Raw genomic sequence first — 18,041 nt, forward strand, 5'->3', positions numbered from 1 at the left:
CTCGTCGTTCTGGGGCGATGCGTAGCATCGAACCCGGAACCTCGAGATTCCGGGTTCACGCTTCGCGTGCCCCGGAATGACGATAAGGTCTGTCATGTCCATTCTCGAGAACACCATCTCCCCCGGCAGTGCCACCTACCACGCCAATCGCGATGGCATGCTCGGCCTGATCGATCGCATGCGCGCGCTGGAGGAGCGCACGCGCACGGCGTCGGCCGCTGCGAAAGATCGCTTCCACAAGCGCGGCCAGTTGTTGCCGCGCGAGCGTGTCGCGCTGGTGCTCGATCCCGGCGCGCCCTTCGTCGAGCTGTCGACGCTCGCCGGCTACATGTTCGATGTTCCCGATGCAGCCAAGAGCGTGCCGGGCGGCGGCGTCATCGCCGGCATCGGCCTCGTCTCGGGCATTCGCTGCATGGTCAGCGCCAGTGATTCCGGCATCGATGCCGGTGCACTGCAGCCGTATGGCCTCGACAAGACGCTGCGGGTGCAGGAGCTCGCGCTAGAGAACAAGCTGCCTTACGTGCAGCTCGTCGAAAGCGCCGGCGCCAATCTGTTGCGCTACCGCGTCGAAGACTTTGTCCGCGGCGGCAACATCTTTCGCAATCTGGCCCGGCTCTCGGCCGCCGGACTGCCCGTCGTGACTGTCACGCACGGCTCGTCCACGGCGGGCGGCGCCTATCAGACCGGCCTGTCCGACTACATCGTCATGGTCCGCGGCCGCACCCGCGCCTTCCTTGCCGGGCCGCCGCTGCTGAAGGCCGCGACCGGCGAGATCGCGACCGAGGAAGAACTCGGCGGTGCCGAGATGCACACGCAAATCTCCGGTCTCGGCGACTACCTCGCCGAAGACGATCGCGACGCATTGCGCATCGCGCGTGAGATCATGGCCGCGCTCGAATGGGAGCGGCCGGGCCGGGCGCCGTTGGAGTTCAAGCCGCCGCGCTACGATCGGGACGAGTTGCTCGGAATCATGCCGATGGACCACAAGCGGCCTGTCGACATGAAGCAGGTGATCGCGCGCATCATCGACGACTCGGATTTCACCGAGATGGCGCCGAACTACGGCCCGGCCACCGTTTGCGGCCATGCCCGCATCGAAGGCCAGGCGATCGGCATCATCACCAACAATGGTCCGCTCGACCCCGCCGGCGCGAACAAGGCGACGCATTTCATACAGGCATGTTGCCAGACCCGCACGCCGATCCTCTATCTCAACAACACCACCGGCTACATGGTGGGCCGAGCCTATGAAGAAGCCGGCATGATCAAGCACGGCTCCAAGATGATCCAGGCGGTGACCTCGGCGACCGTGCCGCAGATCACCATCTATTGCGGCGCTTCGTTCGGAGCCGGAAATTACGGCATGTGCGGACGCGGCTTCCATCCGCGCTTCTGCTTCTCCTGGCCAAACGCCAAGACTGCCGTGATGGGCGGCGAGCAGGCCGCCGAGACCATGGCGATCGTGACAGAAGCTGCCGCCGCTCGCCGGGGCAAGCCGATCGAGAAGGACAAGCTGGACGCCATGAAGGCGCAGATCGTCGGCGTGTTCGACGGCCAGATGGACGTATTCTCGACCAGCGCCCGTGTGCTCGACGACGGCGTGATCGATCCGCGCGATACCCGCGCGGTGCTCTCCGAAGTGCTCGCGATCTGCCGCGAGGGCGATGCACGGACACCCCAGCGCATGCAATTCTCGGTGGCTCGCCCATGAGGAACGGATCAGTGTCGCACCGCCCGTTCTTCAAGGTCTTGATCGCCAATCGCGGCGAGATCGCGCTGCGCGTGATGCGCAGCGCGCGGCGGCTCGGTCTCAGCGTCGTCGCGGTCTATTCGGATGCGGATCGCGATGCGCTCCATGTGCGACAGGCCGACCAGGCCGTGCGGATCGGCGAAGCGCTGCCGGCGCAATCCTATCTCAACATCCCCGCGATCGTTGCCGCGGCGGAGGCGAGCGGCGCGGACGCTGTGCATCCCGGCTACGGCTTCCTCGCCGAGAACGAGGATTTTGCGCAAGCCTGCAAGGACGCTGGCCTCGTCTTCATCGGCCCCTCGCCGCAGGCGATCGAGGCGATGGGCAACAAGGCCGGTGCCAAGGAGATCATGAAGAAGGCCGGCGTGCCTATCGTACCCGGCTACCAGGGTGCCGATCAAAGCGACGAGGTCATGCTCGCGGAAGCCAGGAAGATTGGCTTCCCCGTGATGATCAAGGCCGTCGCCGGCGGTGGCGGTCGCGGCATGCGGCTTGTCGCCGATGCGACGGCGTTTCCGGATGCGCTGCGCAGCGCACGTTCGGAGGCAAAGGCGGCGTTTGGCGATCCTACGGTCATTCTCGAGCGGGCGATCCAGAATCCGCGGCATATCGAGATCCAGGTGTTCGGCGATATCAACGGCAACGCCATCCATCTCGGCGAGCGCGATTGCTCGGTGCAGCGCCGGCACCAGAAGCTGATCGAGGAAGCACCATCGCCGGCGGTGACGCCGGAGCTGCGCGCAAAGATGGGCGAGGTCGCCGTCGCGGCCGTGAAGGCGCTGCGCTACGAGGGCGCCGGCACGCTCGAATTCCTGCTCGATGCCAGCGGTGCGTTCTACTTCATGGAGATGAACACACGCCTCCAGGTCGAGCATCCCGTGACCGAGGCGATCACCGGGCTCGATCTCGTCGAGCTGCAACTGCGCGTCGCGCGCGGCGAGCCCTTGCCGGTCACGCAACAGGACATCAAGTTCTCCGGCCACGCCATCGAGGTCCGGCTGTGCTCGGAAGATGCCGCGCAGGACTTCATGCCGCAGTCCGGCCGCATGGCGCGCTGGCAGGTGCCGGACTGCATCCGCGTCGAGCACGCGCTGCAATCGGGCTCGGAGATCCCGCCGTTCTACGATTCCATGATCGCCAAGGTGATCAGCCACGGCGCCACGCGCGAGGAGGCGAGGGGAAAGCTGATCGTCGGACTGGAGCGGCTCACGGCTCTGGGCGTCACGACCAACCAGGCCTTTCTGATGTCCTGCCTGCGTCATCCCGGCTTTGCCGGGGGTGAGGCAACGACGGCTTTCATCGGCACGCATCGCGACGAGTTGCTGGCGCCACGGGCGGATGCCGCGTTCGACACGGCCTTGGCCGGCCTGTTGCTCTACGTCACGAATTCGCGCGCGCCTTCGTGGCGGGGTGGCCGGAGCCTGTCGACGACGTTCCCGCTACCAGCGAAGATCGAAATCGCCGGCCACGCGCTCGAGCTCGACATCACCCGCGAGCGCGACGGCAGCTTCACCGTCAGCACCGAGGGGCGGCAGGACAAGTTCGAGATCGACCAGCTCGATGCCGACGCCATCCGCTTTCGCCATGACGGCCTGATGGACGGCGCAAAATTCCTGCGCGATGGCGACCGGCTCTACCTCCAGCACCGCGGCATCCCACTCGCGGTCACGGATCTCACCCTCGCTGCGCCAAAGGCCGCGGCTGCCAATGGCGGTGATGGCAAAGTCCGCGCCGCGATGAACGGCCGCGTCGTCGCCGTCCTGGTCAAGCCGGGCGATCGCGTCACCGCCGGTCAGCCGGTGATGACGCTGGAAGCGATGAAGATGGAGCACGTCCACAAGGCCGGCATCGACGGCGTGGTCGCCGCGATCGACGTCGCCGAGGGCGAGCAAGTCACGACGGGCAGGATCGTCGCGGAGATCGGGGCGTAAAATTATAATCATTTCAATGTGATCTGCATCAGAATGCGAGCACACGCGACATCTATTGAACATTGTTCATTTTCCAGCTACTAATACTGAACAAAGTTCATTTGTCCGCGGAGATGTACATGTTGCGCGCGACTGATCCAGCCCACGAGACCGCTGCCACGCTCCCTTCAATATCCAGCAGAGACCGCCTCACCACTCGCGAAAAATATTTGCTCGCGGGGATGTCAGTACTGGCACTGGCAGCGATTTCCGCCCCGGCACTGCCCGCGTCCGCGTGGCACATTCCGCATTACGTCGACGGCCGCAGCTGGCTCGGCATACCCAACGCCGGCGACGTGCTCAGCAATCTCGCCTTCCTCGCGATGGCCGTTTGGGGCTCCGAGCGCCTTCGCGGGCGTAACGATGCGCCCGTGGGGACGAGTTGGCTCTTCGTGGGGCTGATCCTCACCTGCCTCGGCTCGGGCTTCTATCATCTGGACCCGGACATGCCGCAACGGCTGATCGCCGATCGTCTCGGCATGTCGGTCGCGTTCGCGGGCTTTCTCGGCATTGCGGCCAGCGAGCGTATCAGCGTGCGCGCAGGCGAGGCCGTGCTGGTGCTGACGATGCTCGCGGGCCCGCTCACGGCCTGGGTGGCGCGTGAGAACCTTACGCCATGGGCGGTCGTGCAGTACGGCGGGATGGTGCTCGCCTTGGGACTGGCGTTGACGCGATCGCGGCCCGGCACGATCGGCGTGCCACTGGGCAGCGTGATTGTCTTTTACGTGCTGGCCAAACTCTTCGAACTCGGTGACGCGACCATTTTCGAGGCGACTGGACAGCTCGTTTCCGGCCACACGCTGAAGCATCTTGCTGCCGCGTTGGCGGCTTGGCCGGTGATACGGGCGCTGGGGCCTAAAGCATGATCCGGAAAAGTGTGCAGCGGTTTTCCGACAAGATCATGCTCAAACTTGATCACCCCGCCCCATCCCCTCGTTGAGCAGGCACGCGACCTGATGCCCATCGCCGGCATCCAGCAGCACCGGCCGTTCGGTCCTGCATCGCTCCATCGCAAACCGGCAGCGCGTGTGAAACGCGCAGCCGGGCGGCGGGTTGACCGGGCTTGGCACGTCGCCGTCGACCAGCGGCGCGAGCTTCTTCGCAAGCGGGTTTGCGATCGGCACCGAGGCGAGCAGGGCCTGCGTGTAGGGATGACGCGGGTTGCGGAACAACTCGTCCTTGTCGGCGATCTCGACGATGCGACCCAGATACATCACCGCGACGCGGTGGCTGATATGGGCGACCACGGCGAGGTCGTGCGCGATGAACAGGTAAGAGAAGCCGTGCTGCTTCTGCAAATCGATCAGGAGATTGATCACTTGCGCCTGGATCGAGACGTCGAGCGCGGAGACCGGTTCATCGCAGACGATCAGGCGGGGCCCCAGCGCGAGCGCCCGCGCGATACAGATACGTTGCCTTTGTCCGCCGGAGAACTGATGCGGAAAATTGCGCATCTGGTCAGGCCGCAAGCCCACCTGCTCGAACAGCTTTGCGACGCGCGCCTCCAGCGCCTTGCCGGTCGCAAGGCCGTGGACCGCGATCGGCTCGCCGACGATATCGCCCGCCGTCATGCGCGGATTGAGGGACGCGAACGGATCCTGGAACACGATCTGCATCGAGCGCCGATACGGGCGAAGTGCGGTCTTGGAGAGATGCGTAATGTCCTCGCCATCGAGGCGAATCCGGCCTGAGGTCGGCTCGACCAGCCGCAGCACGCTACGCGCCACCGTCGACTTGCCGCAGCCGGATTCGCCGACGAGGCCGAGCGTCTCACCGGCACCGAGCGAGAATGACACGCCGTCGACCGAGTGCACGGTGCCGATTTGCCGGCGCAGCACGCCGGCGCGTACCGGATAATGCTTCTTGAGGTCGGTGACTTCGAGCAGCACCTTGGTCATGCCACCTCCGCCACGTCAGCCGCCCGCCAGCAGGCGGCAAGATGGCCCGCGCCCCAATCGGCCAGCGGCGGATATTCGGCCTCGCAGCGTTTCACGGCGAGCTTGCAGCGCGGCGCGAAGGCGCAGCCCTTTGGCAGCCGCACCAGCGACGGCACCGTGCCCGGGATTTCGTTCAGCCTCTCCTGCGCGGCGACACCTGACGCAGGCACCGCGGGAATCGAGGCCATCAGCCCGCGCGTATAGGGATGCTTCGGCGCCGCGAACAGCGCCTCGACGCTGGCCTCCTCGACCTTCCGCCCCGCATACATCACGATCACCCGCTGCGCGGTCTGTGCGACGACGCCGAGATCGTGCGTGATCAGCACGAGCCCGGTGCCGAGTTCCTTCTGCAGGTCGAGGATCAGCGCCAAAATCTGCGCCTGGATGGTGACGTCGAGCGCGGTGGTTGGCTCGTCCGCGATCAGCAGCGCCGGCCGGCACGCCAGCGCCATCGCGATCATCGCGCGCTGACGCATGCCGCCGGAGAGCTGATGCGGATATTCGCGCGCGCGCCGTGCCGGTTCGGGGATGCGCACCAGCCGCAGCATTTCGACCGCGACATTGCGGGCCTCCTTGCTCGACAGTTTCCGGTGCAGCCGCACGGCCTCGACGATCTGGTCGCCGATCCGGATCACCGGGTTGAGCGAGGTCATCGGCTCCTGGAAGATCATGGAGATGCGATTGCCCCGGATCTTGCGCATCTCCGCTTCGTCCAGCGCCAGCAGATCGGTGCCTTCGAGCGAGATCGAGCCGCCGACGATGCGCCCGGGCGGATCAGGCACCAGCCGCATCAGCGACAGCGCGGTGACGCTTTTGCCGCAGCCGGATTCGCCGACGATGGCGAGAGTCTCACCGCGTCGTACACTGAACGAGAGGTCGTCAACGGCCTTGAACAGGCCGGAATTGGTAAAGAACACCGTCTTCAGGTTCTTCACCTCGAGCACGAGATCTGATTCTTGGGCCATCAGCCGCGCTGCCTGGGATCGAGGATGTCGCGCAGGGCGTCACCGAACAGATTGGCCCCGAATACGGCGAGGCTGATCGCGATGCCCGGGAAGATCACCAGCCACGGTGCGGTGCGGACATATTCGGCCGCTGATTCCGACAGCATGCGGCCCCAGGATGGATAAGGCTCGGGGATACCGAGGCCGAGGAAGGAGAGCGAAGCTTCGGTCAAAATGGTCGAGCCGAGCTGCGCGGTCGCGAGCACGATCAGCGGCGCCAGCGTGTTCGGCAGCACGTGGCGCAGCGCGATGCGCACCTCGCTCATACCGATCGATTTCGCCGCTTCCACGAACGGCTGCTCACGCAACGCCAGCGTGTTGGCGCGTGTCACGCGCGACACGGTCGGGATCAGCGGAATGGCAATGGCGATGATGACGTTCGGCAATGACGGGCCGAGCGCGGCCGTCATGATCAGGGCCAGCACCAGCAGCGGCAGCGCCTGCAAGATGTCGGAGACGCGCTGGAACACGAGGTCGACCCAGCCGGAGAGATAGCCGGAGGTGAGGCCGACCATCACGCCGATCGTGCCGCCGAGCGCGGTCGAGCCGATGCCGACCGCAAGCGAGATCCGCGCACCATGGATGATGCGGCTGAACACGTCGCGGCCAAAGGAATCCGTGCCCATCCAGTGCGCGAGGCTCGGCCGCATCAGCGCGTGCGCGGAATCGACGCTCAGCGGATCATAGCGCGCGATGAAATCGGCGAAGATCGCCGTCAGCACGAACAGCGTCATGATCACGAGCCCGGCCGCGCCGAGCACATGCCGCTGCGCCAGAAACAGCACGCGCCGCCAGCCGCCCGTCGCATGCGCGCCGGCCCGTCTCAGTTCAACGTCAAAGTCGATCGCGGCCAAGCTGATCTCCTAATCCGTGTACCGGATGCGCGGGTCGAACACGGCGTAGAGCATGTCAACGATGAAATTCGCGCTCACCACCACGACGGCAATCAGCATCACGAGGTTCTGCACGATCGGATAGTCACGCCAGCGGATTGCCTCGACCAGGAAGCGCGCGACGCCGGGGATGTTGAACACGGTTTCCGTCACGATCAGGCCGCCGATCAGGAACGCCGCCTCGATGCCGATCACGGTGATGACGGGCAGGATCGCGTTCTTCAGCGCGTGGTGATAGTTCACGGCGGCATCGGAAGCGCCCTTGGCTCGCGCGGTGCGAATGTAATCCTGCCGCAGCACCTCCAGCATCGAGGAGCGGGTGATGCGCATGGTCAGCGCCGAGCTGCGGAAACCGACCACCATCGCCGGGATGCAATAGGTTGCGAATGCCTCGCCAAAACTCTGCGGATTGGGATTGAAGATCGGCATCTGTCCGAACAGTGCGACCGACGCGGTCAGAACCAGAAGGCCGAGCCAGAACGAGGGTAGTGACAATCCGCTCAGGCTGACCACTCGCAAGGCGTAGTCGATCCGCGATCCCTGCTTCACCGCGCTGATGACGCCAAGGGGAATACCGATCGAGGCCGAGAACAGCAGTGCGAGGCCGGCGAGCCGCGCCGTGATCGGGATCCGCGGCAGGATTTCCTGCAGCGCCGGCTTCTCCGAGACGTAGGAGTAGCCGAAATCGCCGCGCAGGAAGCCGCTGATCCAGTGCCAATATTGCAGGATCAGCGGCTGGTCGATGCCGAGCTCCTTTTCCAGATTGGCCTTGTCGGCGGGATCGACATAGCCGGCCGCGGCGAACAGGATGTCGACGATATTGCCGGGCACGATGCGCAACAGGAAGAAGATGACGACCGAGATCCCGAACAGGGTCACGAGCATCAGGAACACGCGCCGCACCAGATAGGCAAACATTCGCGCCCTCCCGCCGAGCCGCTAAAGCGCGATGAAACCGGATTGAATTGTCATCGCGCTTTAGCTCCTTCTTTGGGGATGATCTCCGCGCAAACGCGTTCCGCGTTTGTCGCGGGGGAAAACCGCTGCACACTTTTCCGGATCATGCCGTTACGCGCCCGTCCGCTGCGCTACTTGTCCATCCAAAGATCTTCGTACCGGTACCCATTATAGGAGCTGTTGGTCATGATAGTCACGCCCTTGACGTAGGGCTGCCAGCAGGTGCCGGTGCGAGCGTGGAAGATGATCGGGCGCGCGACGTCCTCCTGCAACTTCTTGTCGATGTCCCAGACCAGCTTCTTGCGCTTGGCGACGTCGGTCTCCTGCGACTGCACGTCGAACAGCTTCTCGATCTCCTTGTTGCAGTAGTTGGTGTAGTTGCGCTCGGACCCGCAGGAATAGTTCTCGTAGAAGGACTGGTCGGGATCGTCGACCGCGTTGCCCGTCAGGTTGAGGCCGAGCATGTAGTCCTTGCGCGCGATCTTCGGGAACCAGTTGGCGGTCTCGACCACGTCGAGCTCGCCGTCGATATAGATGCTCTTGAGCTGGTCGATCAGGATCACAGCGGGATCGCGATAAACAGGGATGTTGCGGGTCGAGACCTTGACGGCGAGATGCTTGTCCGGCCCGTAGCCGGCCTTCTGCATCAGCTTCTTGGCTTCCTCGCGGTTGGCGTTGATGTCGGGGCCGTAGCCGGGAATGCTCTCCAGCATCTCCTTTGGCATGCCCCATAGCCCGTTCGGCGGTGGCAGCATGGTGCCGCCGACGTCGCCCTGGCCCTCGAACATGATCGAGATGAACGCCTTGCGGTCCAGCGCCAGCGCCATCGCTTTGCGGATGTCCATATTGTCGAACGGAGGCGCCGATGAGTTGACGATGATGTTGGTGGCGACGTTGTTCGGCTCGACCTCGCAGATCGCGCTCGGTGCCTGCGATTTCACGTCCTTCAGCAGCGGAATGCTCACCTCGGTCGGGAAGGTCATGTCGAACTTGCCGGCGACAAAGGCGAGGATCGCGGTGGAGCGGTTCGGAATGATGGTGAACTCGATACCGTCGAGATAGGGCCGGCCCTTGCGCCAATAGTCCGTATTGCGGGTCAGCTTGATCGACTCATTGGCCTTGAACTCGACGAATTTGAACGGGCCGGTGCCGATCGGATGCGTGCGCATGTCGCCGGGCGAGACGTGGCAGGGATAAATGGGCGTATAGCCCGAGGCCAGCAGCGCCAGCAGCGACGGCTGCGGTCGCTTCAGGTTGAAGGAGACCTCGAAATCGCCATTGGTCGAGACATCGTCGACCTGCTCGTACCAGGCCTTGCGCGGGTTCTGCCGGAATTTCTGCTGCGACTTGCCCATCAGCATATCGAAGGTGCATTTGACGTCGGCCGAGGTGAACGGCTTGCCGTCATGCCATTTGACGCCCTGGCGCAGCTTGAAGGTCAGCGTCTTGTTGTCGTTGACCCAGGCCCAGCTCTCGGCGAGCTCGGGCACGATGTTCTCCATCGTGTTCTGGGCCTCGTCCTGCTTGTAGATGACGAGGTTGTTGAACACGGGCATGAAGGGAACATTGAGCGAGTAGGTCGCACCTTCGTGGATCGAGGCATTGCCGGGGCTGTCGCGGTGATACATCCGCAGGATACCGCCCTGCTTGGGCTCACCGGCAAATGTTGTGGTCGAAACCGCCAGCAAAGATAGCGCCGCCATCGCAGCGAGCGCCCGTACGCTCCGCATCCTCGGTCCTCCCTGGACATCGGCCATTTATGGCCTGTTTGTCAGGACGATAGCGACGCGTGCGCGGCGAGGCAACCGGCCAACGCTCTTTATGGTCTTGGCAATTTGGATGACGTAACGTCGCAGGTGCTTATCTCACGATCTGAGAGAAGTTCTCCCGCTCACACGATCCTTGACGTCTTGTTCCCCCAATACCGGTCCCTGAGCAGCCGCTTGTACAGCTTCCCCGTCGGCAGCCGCGGCAATTCCTTCTCGAAATCGACCGAGCGCGGCACCTTCTGCCGCGACAGCGATGCCCCGCAGAAAGCGATCAGCTCCTCGGCGAGCGCCTCGCCCGGCATCACGCCGGGCATCGGCTGCACCACGGCCTTGACCTCCTCGCCGAGATCGGCATTGGGCACGCCGAACACTGCGGCATCCGCGACCTTTGGATGGGTGATCAGCAGGTTCTCGCATTCCTGCGGATAGATGTTCACGCCACCGGAGATGATCATGAAGGTGGCGCGGTCGGTCAGGTACAGGAAGCGGTCCTCGTCGACATAGCCGACGTCGCCGACCGTGCTCATGCTGCCGTCGGCCGAGCGCGCCTCCTTCGTCTTCTCAGGGTCGTTGAAATATTCGAACGGCGATCCGGTCTTGAACCAGACCTGGCCGGGCGTGCCGGTCGGGCACGGTCGCATGTTCTCGTCGAGAATATGCAGGTCGCCGAGCAGCACCTTGCCGACGGTGCCGCGATGAGCGAGCCATTCCTCGCTGTTGCAGGCGGTAAAGCCGAGCCCTTCGGTCGCACCGTAATATTCGTGGATGATCGGCCCCCACCATTTGATGATGTCGTCCTTGACCAGCGCCGGGCAGGGCGCGGCGGCATGGATCGCGATCTCCAGCGAGGATAGGTCGTAGCGCTTGCGGACCTCCTCCGGCAGCTTCAGCATGCGCGAGAACATCGTCGGCACCAGCTGGGTGTGGGTGATGCCCCATTGTTGCACCAGCTGCAGGTAACGTTCGGGATCGAAATGTTCCATGATGATCACGGTGCCGCCGATGCGGATCGTGAGATTCACGGCGGCCTGCGGCGCGGAATGGTAGAGCGGCGCTGGCGACAGATAGACCATGCCCTCCCGGTAGTGCCAGAGTTTGGTCAGGAAATCGAACAGCGGCAGATTATGCTTGGGGGGCTCTTCGGGCAGCGGCCGCAAGATGCCTTTCGGTCGCCCCGTCGTGCCAGATGAATAGAGCATCGCCGTGCCGAGCCATTCATCGGCAATTGGCGTCTTCGGCAAATCTGCCGTGACCTCGGCCAGCCCGACGATACGGTCGCTTTCGCCGGGACCATCGGCGACGATGCAGAGCTTGACGTCGGGGCAGGCCTGGATTGCCTCGCGCGCAATTGCGAGCTTGGCCATCGACGTGATCAGAATCTTCGATTGGCTGTTGACGAGGAGATAGGCGAGCTCGCCCGGCGTCAGGAAGGAGTTGATGCAGGTGTAGTAGAGGCCGGAGCGCTCGCCCGCGCCGCACGCTTCGAGATATCTGGAATTGTTCTCCATGAAGATCGAATAGTGATCGAGCCGCTTCAAGCCTTGCTTGCGTAACAGATGCGCGAGGCGATTGCTGCGCGCATCGAGCTCGCGATAGGTGACGGCTTCGCCCGTCGCCGCCATGATGAAGGCGGGTTGCAGCGGGCGCAGGCGGGCGTGCAGACCTGGGTACATCAGTCCTCCGGCTTGAAGTTCATGCGGCGAGATCAAGGATTTCGCGGATCTGCGCAGGCGCCTCGATCTTGCGCGGATTGCGTGGGATCCAGTTCGTGCGCATCGCCTGTTCGGCGATGGCGTCGAAATGCTCGGGCAAGACACGCATCTCGGCGAGGCTGCGCGGCATGCCGAGCGAGCGGATGAAGGCATCGAGCACGTCGGCCGCGTTGTGGCCGGGAAAACCCATCGCGGCCGCGACGATCACCTGCCGCTCGGCATTGGCGCTCGCATTCCAGCGCATCACCGCCGGCAGCATGATGCACGAGGTGTAGCCGTGCGGCACATTGAAGGCCGCGCCCAGCACATAGCCGATGCCGTGGCTCGCGCCCATCGGAACGCCGGCTGCCAGCGCACCCATCGATAGCCATGTGCCGAGCTGCGCATCCATGCGTGCGTCGAGGTCGGAAGGATCAGCCTTCACCCGCGGCAGTGCGTCAGCGAGCATCGCGAGGCCCTTGACCGATTGCGCATCGGCATAAGGATGGGTCTCGCGCGAGCAGATCGCCTCGACGCAATGGTCGATGGCGCGGATGCCGGTCGAGAGAAACAGCCATTCGGGCGTGTGCACGGTGATGGCGGGATCGAGGATGGTTGCGCGTGGCACCGCGAGCGGGTGGCGCAGCATTTCCTTCACATGGCTGCGGCGGTTGGTCACGCCCGCGATGGACGAGAATTCACCGCCCGCGATTGTGGTTGGCACGCTGACCTGGCGCACCGTTGGCGCGCTCATCTCAGGCGCGACGCCCTTGTGCACGCGGATGCGCTCGATGCCGTCGATATCGTCGATGCCGTTGGCAAGGCAAAGCTGCACCGCCTTGGCGCCATCGGTGATAGAGCCGCCGCCCACGGTGACGATCAAATCGGCGCCAGCGTCACGCGCAGCGTTTGTCGCCGCGATCACCGCCTCGCGGGGCGTGTGCGCCGGCATCGCGTCGAACAGCCCGGCGCAGCGCGGGCCCAGCGCCTTTACGATTTTCGCGATTTCGTCGGTCTCTCGGTTCAGCGTGCCCGAGACCATCAGGAAGGCGCGGCGGGTTCCCAGCCGATCCATCTGCCCGACGACGGCCTCAGCCGCCGGATGGCCGAACACGACCTCCTCGATCGCGCCGTAGACGACACGCCCCTGATGCACGCCTGTCCTCCCCGGACAATTCGTCTTGTTCTTGCAAGGGGTAATCTAGCCGAGCCCGCTTCCATCGTCATGTGCGAAGACGCTGGCTCTTTCTTACCCTCCCCTGGAGGGGGAGGGTCGGCTCTCATCTGAGCGCAGCGAAGATGTGAGACGGGGTGGGGTGACGGTCTCTCCACCTCCAACAGTGCCCGTGTTGAGAGATCACCCCACCCCGCTCGCGCCGCGCGCGATCGACCCTCCCCCTCCAGGGGAGGGTGGGCACAACGCGAGCCCGTCGACCTCGACGCATTCATGAGCCCCGCGAATAAATGCATTCACGCCCCGCCGGCTAATCACCCCACACGCAACCGGCTATCCCCTGTCAACCCGCCATCCGGCCAGGGCACTCCGCGAAGCATTGCACGCGCGTTGGTCTTGAAGATTTCATCATCGCCACCCATCTTCTGGCGCCCGCGGGTACGCGCGTACCCTGCATTTTCTGCGGCTTTTATGCGAGGACCTGGGATGAGTGGACCGGACGGAAGCGAGCAATTTGTCAAAACGCACGATTTCGTTCAGCTCAGGCCTTACGCCATAGCCGGCCTTCTCGTCGCCGCCTTCGCGCTCAGCGGTTGCGGGCAGCCGACCTCGCAAGCGAGCGCGCCACCGCCTCCGCCGGTGACCGTTGCCCAGCCGGTCAAGCGCACCGTTACCGATTGGGACGAGTACACCGGCCGCTTCGAGGCGGTCGAGGAGGTGCAGGTGCGCCCCCGCGTCGGCGGCTTCGTCAACTCCGTCGAGTTCCAGGACGGCGCGATCGTGCATCAGGGCGACCTGCTCTATGTGATCGATCCGCGCCCGTTCGAGGCCGTGGCCGAGCAGGCGGATGGCCAGCTCTCCGACGCCCGCGCCAAGGTGGAGCTGGCCAAGCGCGAGCTCGACCGCGGCCTGAACCTGGTCCAGACCAGCGCTGTCTCCGAGCAGGCCGTCGACCAGCGCCGCCAGGCATTACAGGCCGCGCATGCGGCCGAGACCCAGGCCGAGGGCGCGCTGAAGGCAGCGCGGCTCAACATCGAGTTCACCCACGTGGCCGCGCCGCTGACCGGTCGCGTCAGCCGCCATCTCGTGAGCCCCGGCAATCTCGTGCAGGGCAGCGACACCGGCACATCGACGCTGCTCACCTCGATCGTCTCGCTCGATCCGATCTACATCTATTTCGACATGGACGAGACGACCTTCATCAAATACAGCAAGCTCTGGTTCGAAGGTAAGCGGCCCAGCTCACGCGACACCGCAAACCCGGTGCAGGTGACGCTCGCCGGCGAAACCAAGCCCTCGCATGACGGCGCCATTAACTTCCTCGACAACCGGCTCGATGTCTCCACCGGAACGCTGCGCAGCCGCGCCGTCGTCAAGAACACTGATCTCTCGATCCTGCCCGGCCAGTTCGGCCGCGTCCGCCTGATCGGTAGCGCTCCTTACGAGGCGCTCTTGATCCCGGATGCCGCAGTCGCGACCGACCAGTCGCGCAAGATCGTGTTCGTGGTGAAGGCTGACGACACCGTGGAGGCGCGGCCCGTGGTACTCGGGCCGCTCGATGACGGCCTCCGCGTCATCCGCGACGGGCTGAAGGCCGAGGATCGCGTCATCGTCAATGGCATCCAGCGCGCCCGTGTCGGCGCCAAGGTCACCCCGCAGACTGCTCCAGCGACGGCCGGTAACAAGTCATGAATCTTGGCCGTCTCTCCATCAACCAGCCCATCCTCGCGATGGTGCTGTCGATTGTGCTCCTGATCGTCGGTACGCTCGCTTATTCGACGCTGCCGATCTCCGAATATCCGCAAGTGGTGCCGCCGACCGTCGTCGTCACCACGCAATATCCGGGCGCTTCGGCGCAAACCGTGTCCGACACCGTAGCCGCTCCGATCGAGCAGCAGATCAACGGCGTCGAGGACATGCTGTATCTCTACAGCCAGGCGACCTCGAACGGCCAGCTCACGATCACCGTCACCTTCAAGCTGGGCACCGATCTCGACAAGGCCCAGGTGCTGGTCCAGAACCGCGTCGCCATCGCGCAGCCGCAGCTGCCGGACGAGGTCCAGCGCAACGGCGTCGTCACCCGCAAGAACTCGCCCGACATTCTGATGGTCGTGTTCATGCTGTCGCCGGACGACACGTTCGACCAGCTCTACATCTCCAATTACGCGCTGCTCCAGGTTCGCGACCAGCTGCTGCGCATCGACGGCGTCGGCGACATCCAGATTTTTGGCGCGCGCGACTATTCGATGCGCTTGTGGCTCGATCCTGATCGTATCGCCAATCTCGGCCTCACTTCGACCGAGGTTCTGGCTGCGATCCGCGCCCAGAACGTCCAGATCGCGGGCGGCCAGATCGCCGAGCCGCCGATTGCCGATCGCGCCTTCCAGCCCAACCTGGTCTTCACGGGGCGACTGAAGGACCAGAAGCAGTTCGAGGATATCCTCATCAAGGCTGGCTCGGACGGCCGCACGGTGCGCTTGCGCGACGTCGCCCGCATCGAGCTCGGTGCGCTCGCCTATTCGACCAACAGCTTCCTGCTGCGTAAATCCGCCGTCGCCATGCTGGTGACGCAGCGGCCGGGATCGAATGCGCTCGCGACAGCCAAGAACATTTCCGACACCATGGCGAAGCTGAAGCAGAGCTTTCCGAAGGGCCTCGACTTCAACATCGGCTATAATCCGACCGAGTTCATCGCGCAGTCCGTGCACGAGCTGATCAAGACCATCTACGAAGCCATGCTGCTGGTGGTCGTCGTCGTGCTGGTGTTCCTGCAGGGCTGGCGTCCCGCGATCATCCCGATCATCGCGATTCCCGTGTCGCTGGTCGGCACCTTCGCAGTGATGGCGGCGCTGGGCTTCTCGATCAACAATCTCACGCTGTTCGGCCTCGTGCTCGCCGTCGGCATCGTGGTCGACGACGCCATTGTCGTGGTCGAGAATGTCGAGCGGCATCTGGAACATGGCCTCAGCCGGCGTGACGCTGCGCTGAAGACCATGGAGGAAGTCGGCGGCGCGCTGGTCTCGATCGCGCTCGTGCTGTGCGCGGTGTTCGTGCCGACGGCGTTCATCGGCGGCATATCCGGGCAGTTCTTCCAGCAATTCGCTGTCACCATCGCGGTTGCGACCGCAATCTCCTGCTTCTGCTCGCTGACGCTGTCGCCGGCGCTGGCCTCGCAGATCCTCACCCCGCATGAGGAGAAGCGGCCGCCCGCCGCCTGGAATCTGCTTGCGCGGGGTTGGAATGCCTTCACCGGCGCCTTCAATCGCGTCTTCGATCGGCTCTCGCATGGCTATGCCGGCCTCGCCAATTTCGTGATCCGGCACTCGGTGGTGATGCTGCTGATCTACGTCGTGCTGATCGGCAGCGCCGGCTGGCTGATCGGGACGACGTCGCAGGGCTTCATCCCCGCCCAGGACCGCGGCTACGTCATCGTCTCGGTGCAGTTGCCGGGTGCGGCATCGCTGGCGCGGACCACCGAGATTGTCCGAGAGATCGAGCGGACCGCGCTGGACACGCCAGGCATTATCCGCGTGGCCGCCTTCGCCGGCTTCTCCGGCGCGACGCGAACGCAGGCCGGCAATGCGGCGGCGCTCTTCCCTGTGTTCGATGAGCCCGAGGTGCGGTTGAAGAAGGGCCTGACGGCGAATGCCATCACGGCCGAGCTGCGCAAGCGCCTCGCCGCGATCCAGGGCGCCTTCATCATCGTCATTCCGCCGCCCGCCGTGCCTGGCATCGGCACGGGCGGCGGCTTCACCATCCGCATCCAGGACCGGCAAGGCCGAGGACCCGAGCTGCTGGCATCCGCGACCGACGAGCTCGTCGCCGCCGCGCGCAAATCGCCCTCGCTGCTTGCCCCCACGGTGTTCTCGCCGTTTTCGGCGAACACACCGCAGCTGTTCGTCGATATCGACCGCACCAAGGCGCAGAAGCTCGGCGTTCCCATCTCGAACATCAACGATACGATCCAGACCTATTTCGGATCGACCTATGTCAACGACTTCAACCTGTTCGGCCGCACCTATCACGTCACCGCGCAGGCTGATTTCCCGTTCCGCAAAGAGCCCAGCGATCTCGCGCGCCTGCGGACGCGCAACGCCTCCGGCGACATGGTGATGCTCGGCAGCGTGGTCGACTTCAGGGATGTCTCGGGGCCTGACCGCGTCGCGCGCTATAATCTCTACGCGGCGTCCGAGCTCCAGGGCGAGCCGGCGCCGGGGACGAGCTCGACCACCGCGCTCAATGCCATCAAGAAGCTCGCCGACGACACCTTGCCGAGCGGCTTCACCTTCGAGTGGACTGACTTGTCCTACCAGCAGGTCACCGGCGGCAATGCCGGCCTCTACGTCTTCCCGATCTGCGTGCTGTTCGTCTATCTCGTGCTCGCCGCGCAATATGGCAGCTGGACCTTGCCGTTCGCGGTGATCCTGATCGTGCCGATGTGCCTGCTGGCCGCCATGATCGGCGTGCGTATCATGGGCCAGGATGTCAACATCCTGACCCAGATCGGCTTCGTCGTGCTGGTGGGACTGGCGGCGAAAAACGCGATCCTGATCGTCGAGTTCGCGCGCGACATCGAGAAGGAAGGCAAGCCGCGGCTGGAGGCGGTGATCGACGCCTGCCGCCTGCGCTTGCGGCCGATCCTGATGACCTCCTTCGCCTTCATCCTCGGCGTGCTGCCGCTGGTGATCTCGTCCGGCTCGGGCTCCGAGATGCGTCAGGCGGTCGGCGTCGCCGTGTTCTTCGGCATGATCGGCGTCACCCTGTTCGGTCTGCTGTTCACGCCGATCTTCTATGTGGTGGTGCGGAACCTGGCCGAGGGGCGGAACGAGAAGGGGACGGGGGTGGCGGGCTGATTGTCATGACCGCCTCCGTTTCCACACCCTCAGTGTCATCCCC

12 protein-coding genes are annotated in these 18,041 nt (G+C 64.4%); 5 read left to right on the forward strand and 7 right to left on the reverse strand.

Annotated elements, in window-relative coordinates:
• Window positions 1-94: 94 nt before the first annotated feature.
• From M2427_RS03555 to M2427_RS03565, 3 genes are all read left to right on the forward strand, one after another.
• Window positions 95-1,711: an acyl-CoA carboxylase subunit beta gene (locus tag M2427_RS03555; RefSeq protein WP_280704782.1), complete on the forward strand. Its 1,617-nt coding sequence runs from the start codon at window positions 95-97 to the stop codon at window positions 1,709-1,711.
• The gene (locus tag M2427_RS03560; protein ID WP_280704783.1) at window positions 1,708-3,681 is read left to right on the forward strand and encodes an acetyl-CoA carboxylase biotin carboxylase subunit; all 1,974 of its coding nucleotides are present in this window, start codon (window positions 1,708-1,710) and stop codon (window positions 3,679-3,681) included. Before M2427_RS03555 ends, M2427_RS03560 begins: the two co-directional genes overlap by 4 nt.
• A gap of 119 nt (window positions 3,682-3,800) precedes the next feature.
• The gene (locus M2427_RS03565) at window positions 3,801-4,586 is read left to right on the forward strand and encodes a hypothetical protein (protein ID WP_280704784.1); all 786 of its coding nucleotides are present in this window, start codon (window positions 3,801-3,803) and stop codon (window positions 4,584-4,586) included.
• 39 nt (window positions 4,587-4,625) lie between these two features.
• On the opposite strand, the gene M2427_RS03570 is transcribed toward M2427_RS03565, so the two are convergent.
• The 7 genes from M2427_RS03570 to M2427_RS03600 form a co-directional block, all read right to left on the reverse strand.
• Window positions 4,626-5,618 carry a dipeptide ABC transporter ATP-binding protein gene (locus M2427_RS03570; RefSeq protein WP_280704785.1) on the reverse strand — a complete coding sequence of 331 codons (993 nt, stop codon included), beginning with the start codon at window positions 5,616-5,618 and terminating at the stop codon, window positions 4,626-4,628.
• On the reverse strand, window positions 5,615-6,622 hold the full coding sequence (locus M2427_RS03575) for an ABC transporter ATP-binding protein (RefSeq protein ID WP_280704787.1): 1,008 nt from the start codon (window positions 6,620-6,622) through the stop codon (window positions 5,615-5,617). Before M2427_RS03575 ends, M2427_RS03570 begins: the two co-directional genes overlap by 4 nt.
• Window positions 6,622-7,515 (reverse strand): ABC transporter permease, encoded by an 894-nt coding sequence (locus M2427_RS03580; protein WP_280704788.1) that lies wholly within the window; start codon window positions 7,513-7,515, stop codon window positions 6,622-6,624. Before M2427_RS03580 ends, M2427_RS03575 begins: the two co-directional genes overlap by 1 nt.
• Window positions 7,516-7,524: 9 nt before the next feature.
• On the reverse strand, window positions 7,525-8,472 hold the full coding sequence (locus M2427_RS03585; RefSeq protein WP_280704789.1) for an ABC transporter permease: 948 nt from the start codon (window positions 8,470-8,472) through the stop codon (window positions 7,525-7,527).
• A 170-nt stretch (window positions 8,473-8,642) separates the two neighbouring features.
• Window positions 8,643-10,241 (reverse strand): ABC transporter substrate-binding protein, encoded by a 1,599-nt coding sequence (locus tag M2427_RS03590; RefSeq protein WP_280704790.1) that lies wholly within the window; start codon window positions 10,239-10,241, stop codon window positions 8,643-8,645.
• 161 nt (window positions 10,242-10,402) lie between these two features.
• Window positions 10,403-11,953 (reverse strand): AMP-binding protein, encoded by a 1,551-nt coding sequence (locus tag M2427_RS03595; protein ID WP_280704791.1) that lies wholly within the window; start codon window positions 11,951-11,953, stop codon window positions 10,403-10,405.
• A gap of 19 nt (window positions 11,954-11,972) precedes the next feature.
• Window positions 11,973-13,127 carry an iron-containing alcohol dehydrogenase gene (locus M2427_RS03600; RefSeq protein ID WP_280704792.1) on the reverse strand — a complete coding sequence of 385 codons (1,155 nt, stop codon included), beginning with the start codon at window positions 13,125-13,127 and terminating at the stop codon, window positions 11,973-11,975.
• 504 nt (window positions 13,128-13,631) lie between these two features.
• On the opposite strand from M2427_RS03600, the gene M2427_RS03605 reads away from it, so the two are divergent.
• Window positions 13,632-14,837, forward strand: coding sequence for an efflux RND transporter periplasmic adaptor subunit (locus M2427_RS03605; protein ID WP_280704793.1), 1,206 nt, complete (start codon window positions 13,632-13,634; stop codon window positions 14,835-14,837).
• Complete coding sequence (locus M2427_RS03610; protein ID WP_280704794.1) at window positions 14,834-17,998, forward strand: multidrug efflux RND transporter permease subunit; 3,165 nt, start codon at window positions 14,834-14,836, stop codon at window positions 17,996-17,998. Before M2427_RS03605 ends, M2427_RS03610 begins: the two co-directional genes overlap by 4 nt.
• Window positions 17,999-18,041 lie beyond the last annotated feature (43 nt).

It is taken from the genome of Bradyrhizobium sp. BR13661 (assembly GCF_029892425.1).
Taxonomy (GTDB): Bacteria; Pseudomonadota; Alphaproteobacteria; order Rhizobiales; family Xanthobacteraceae; genus Bradyrhizobium.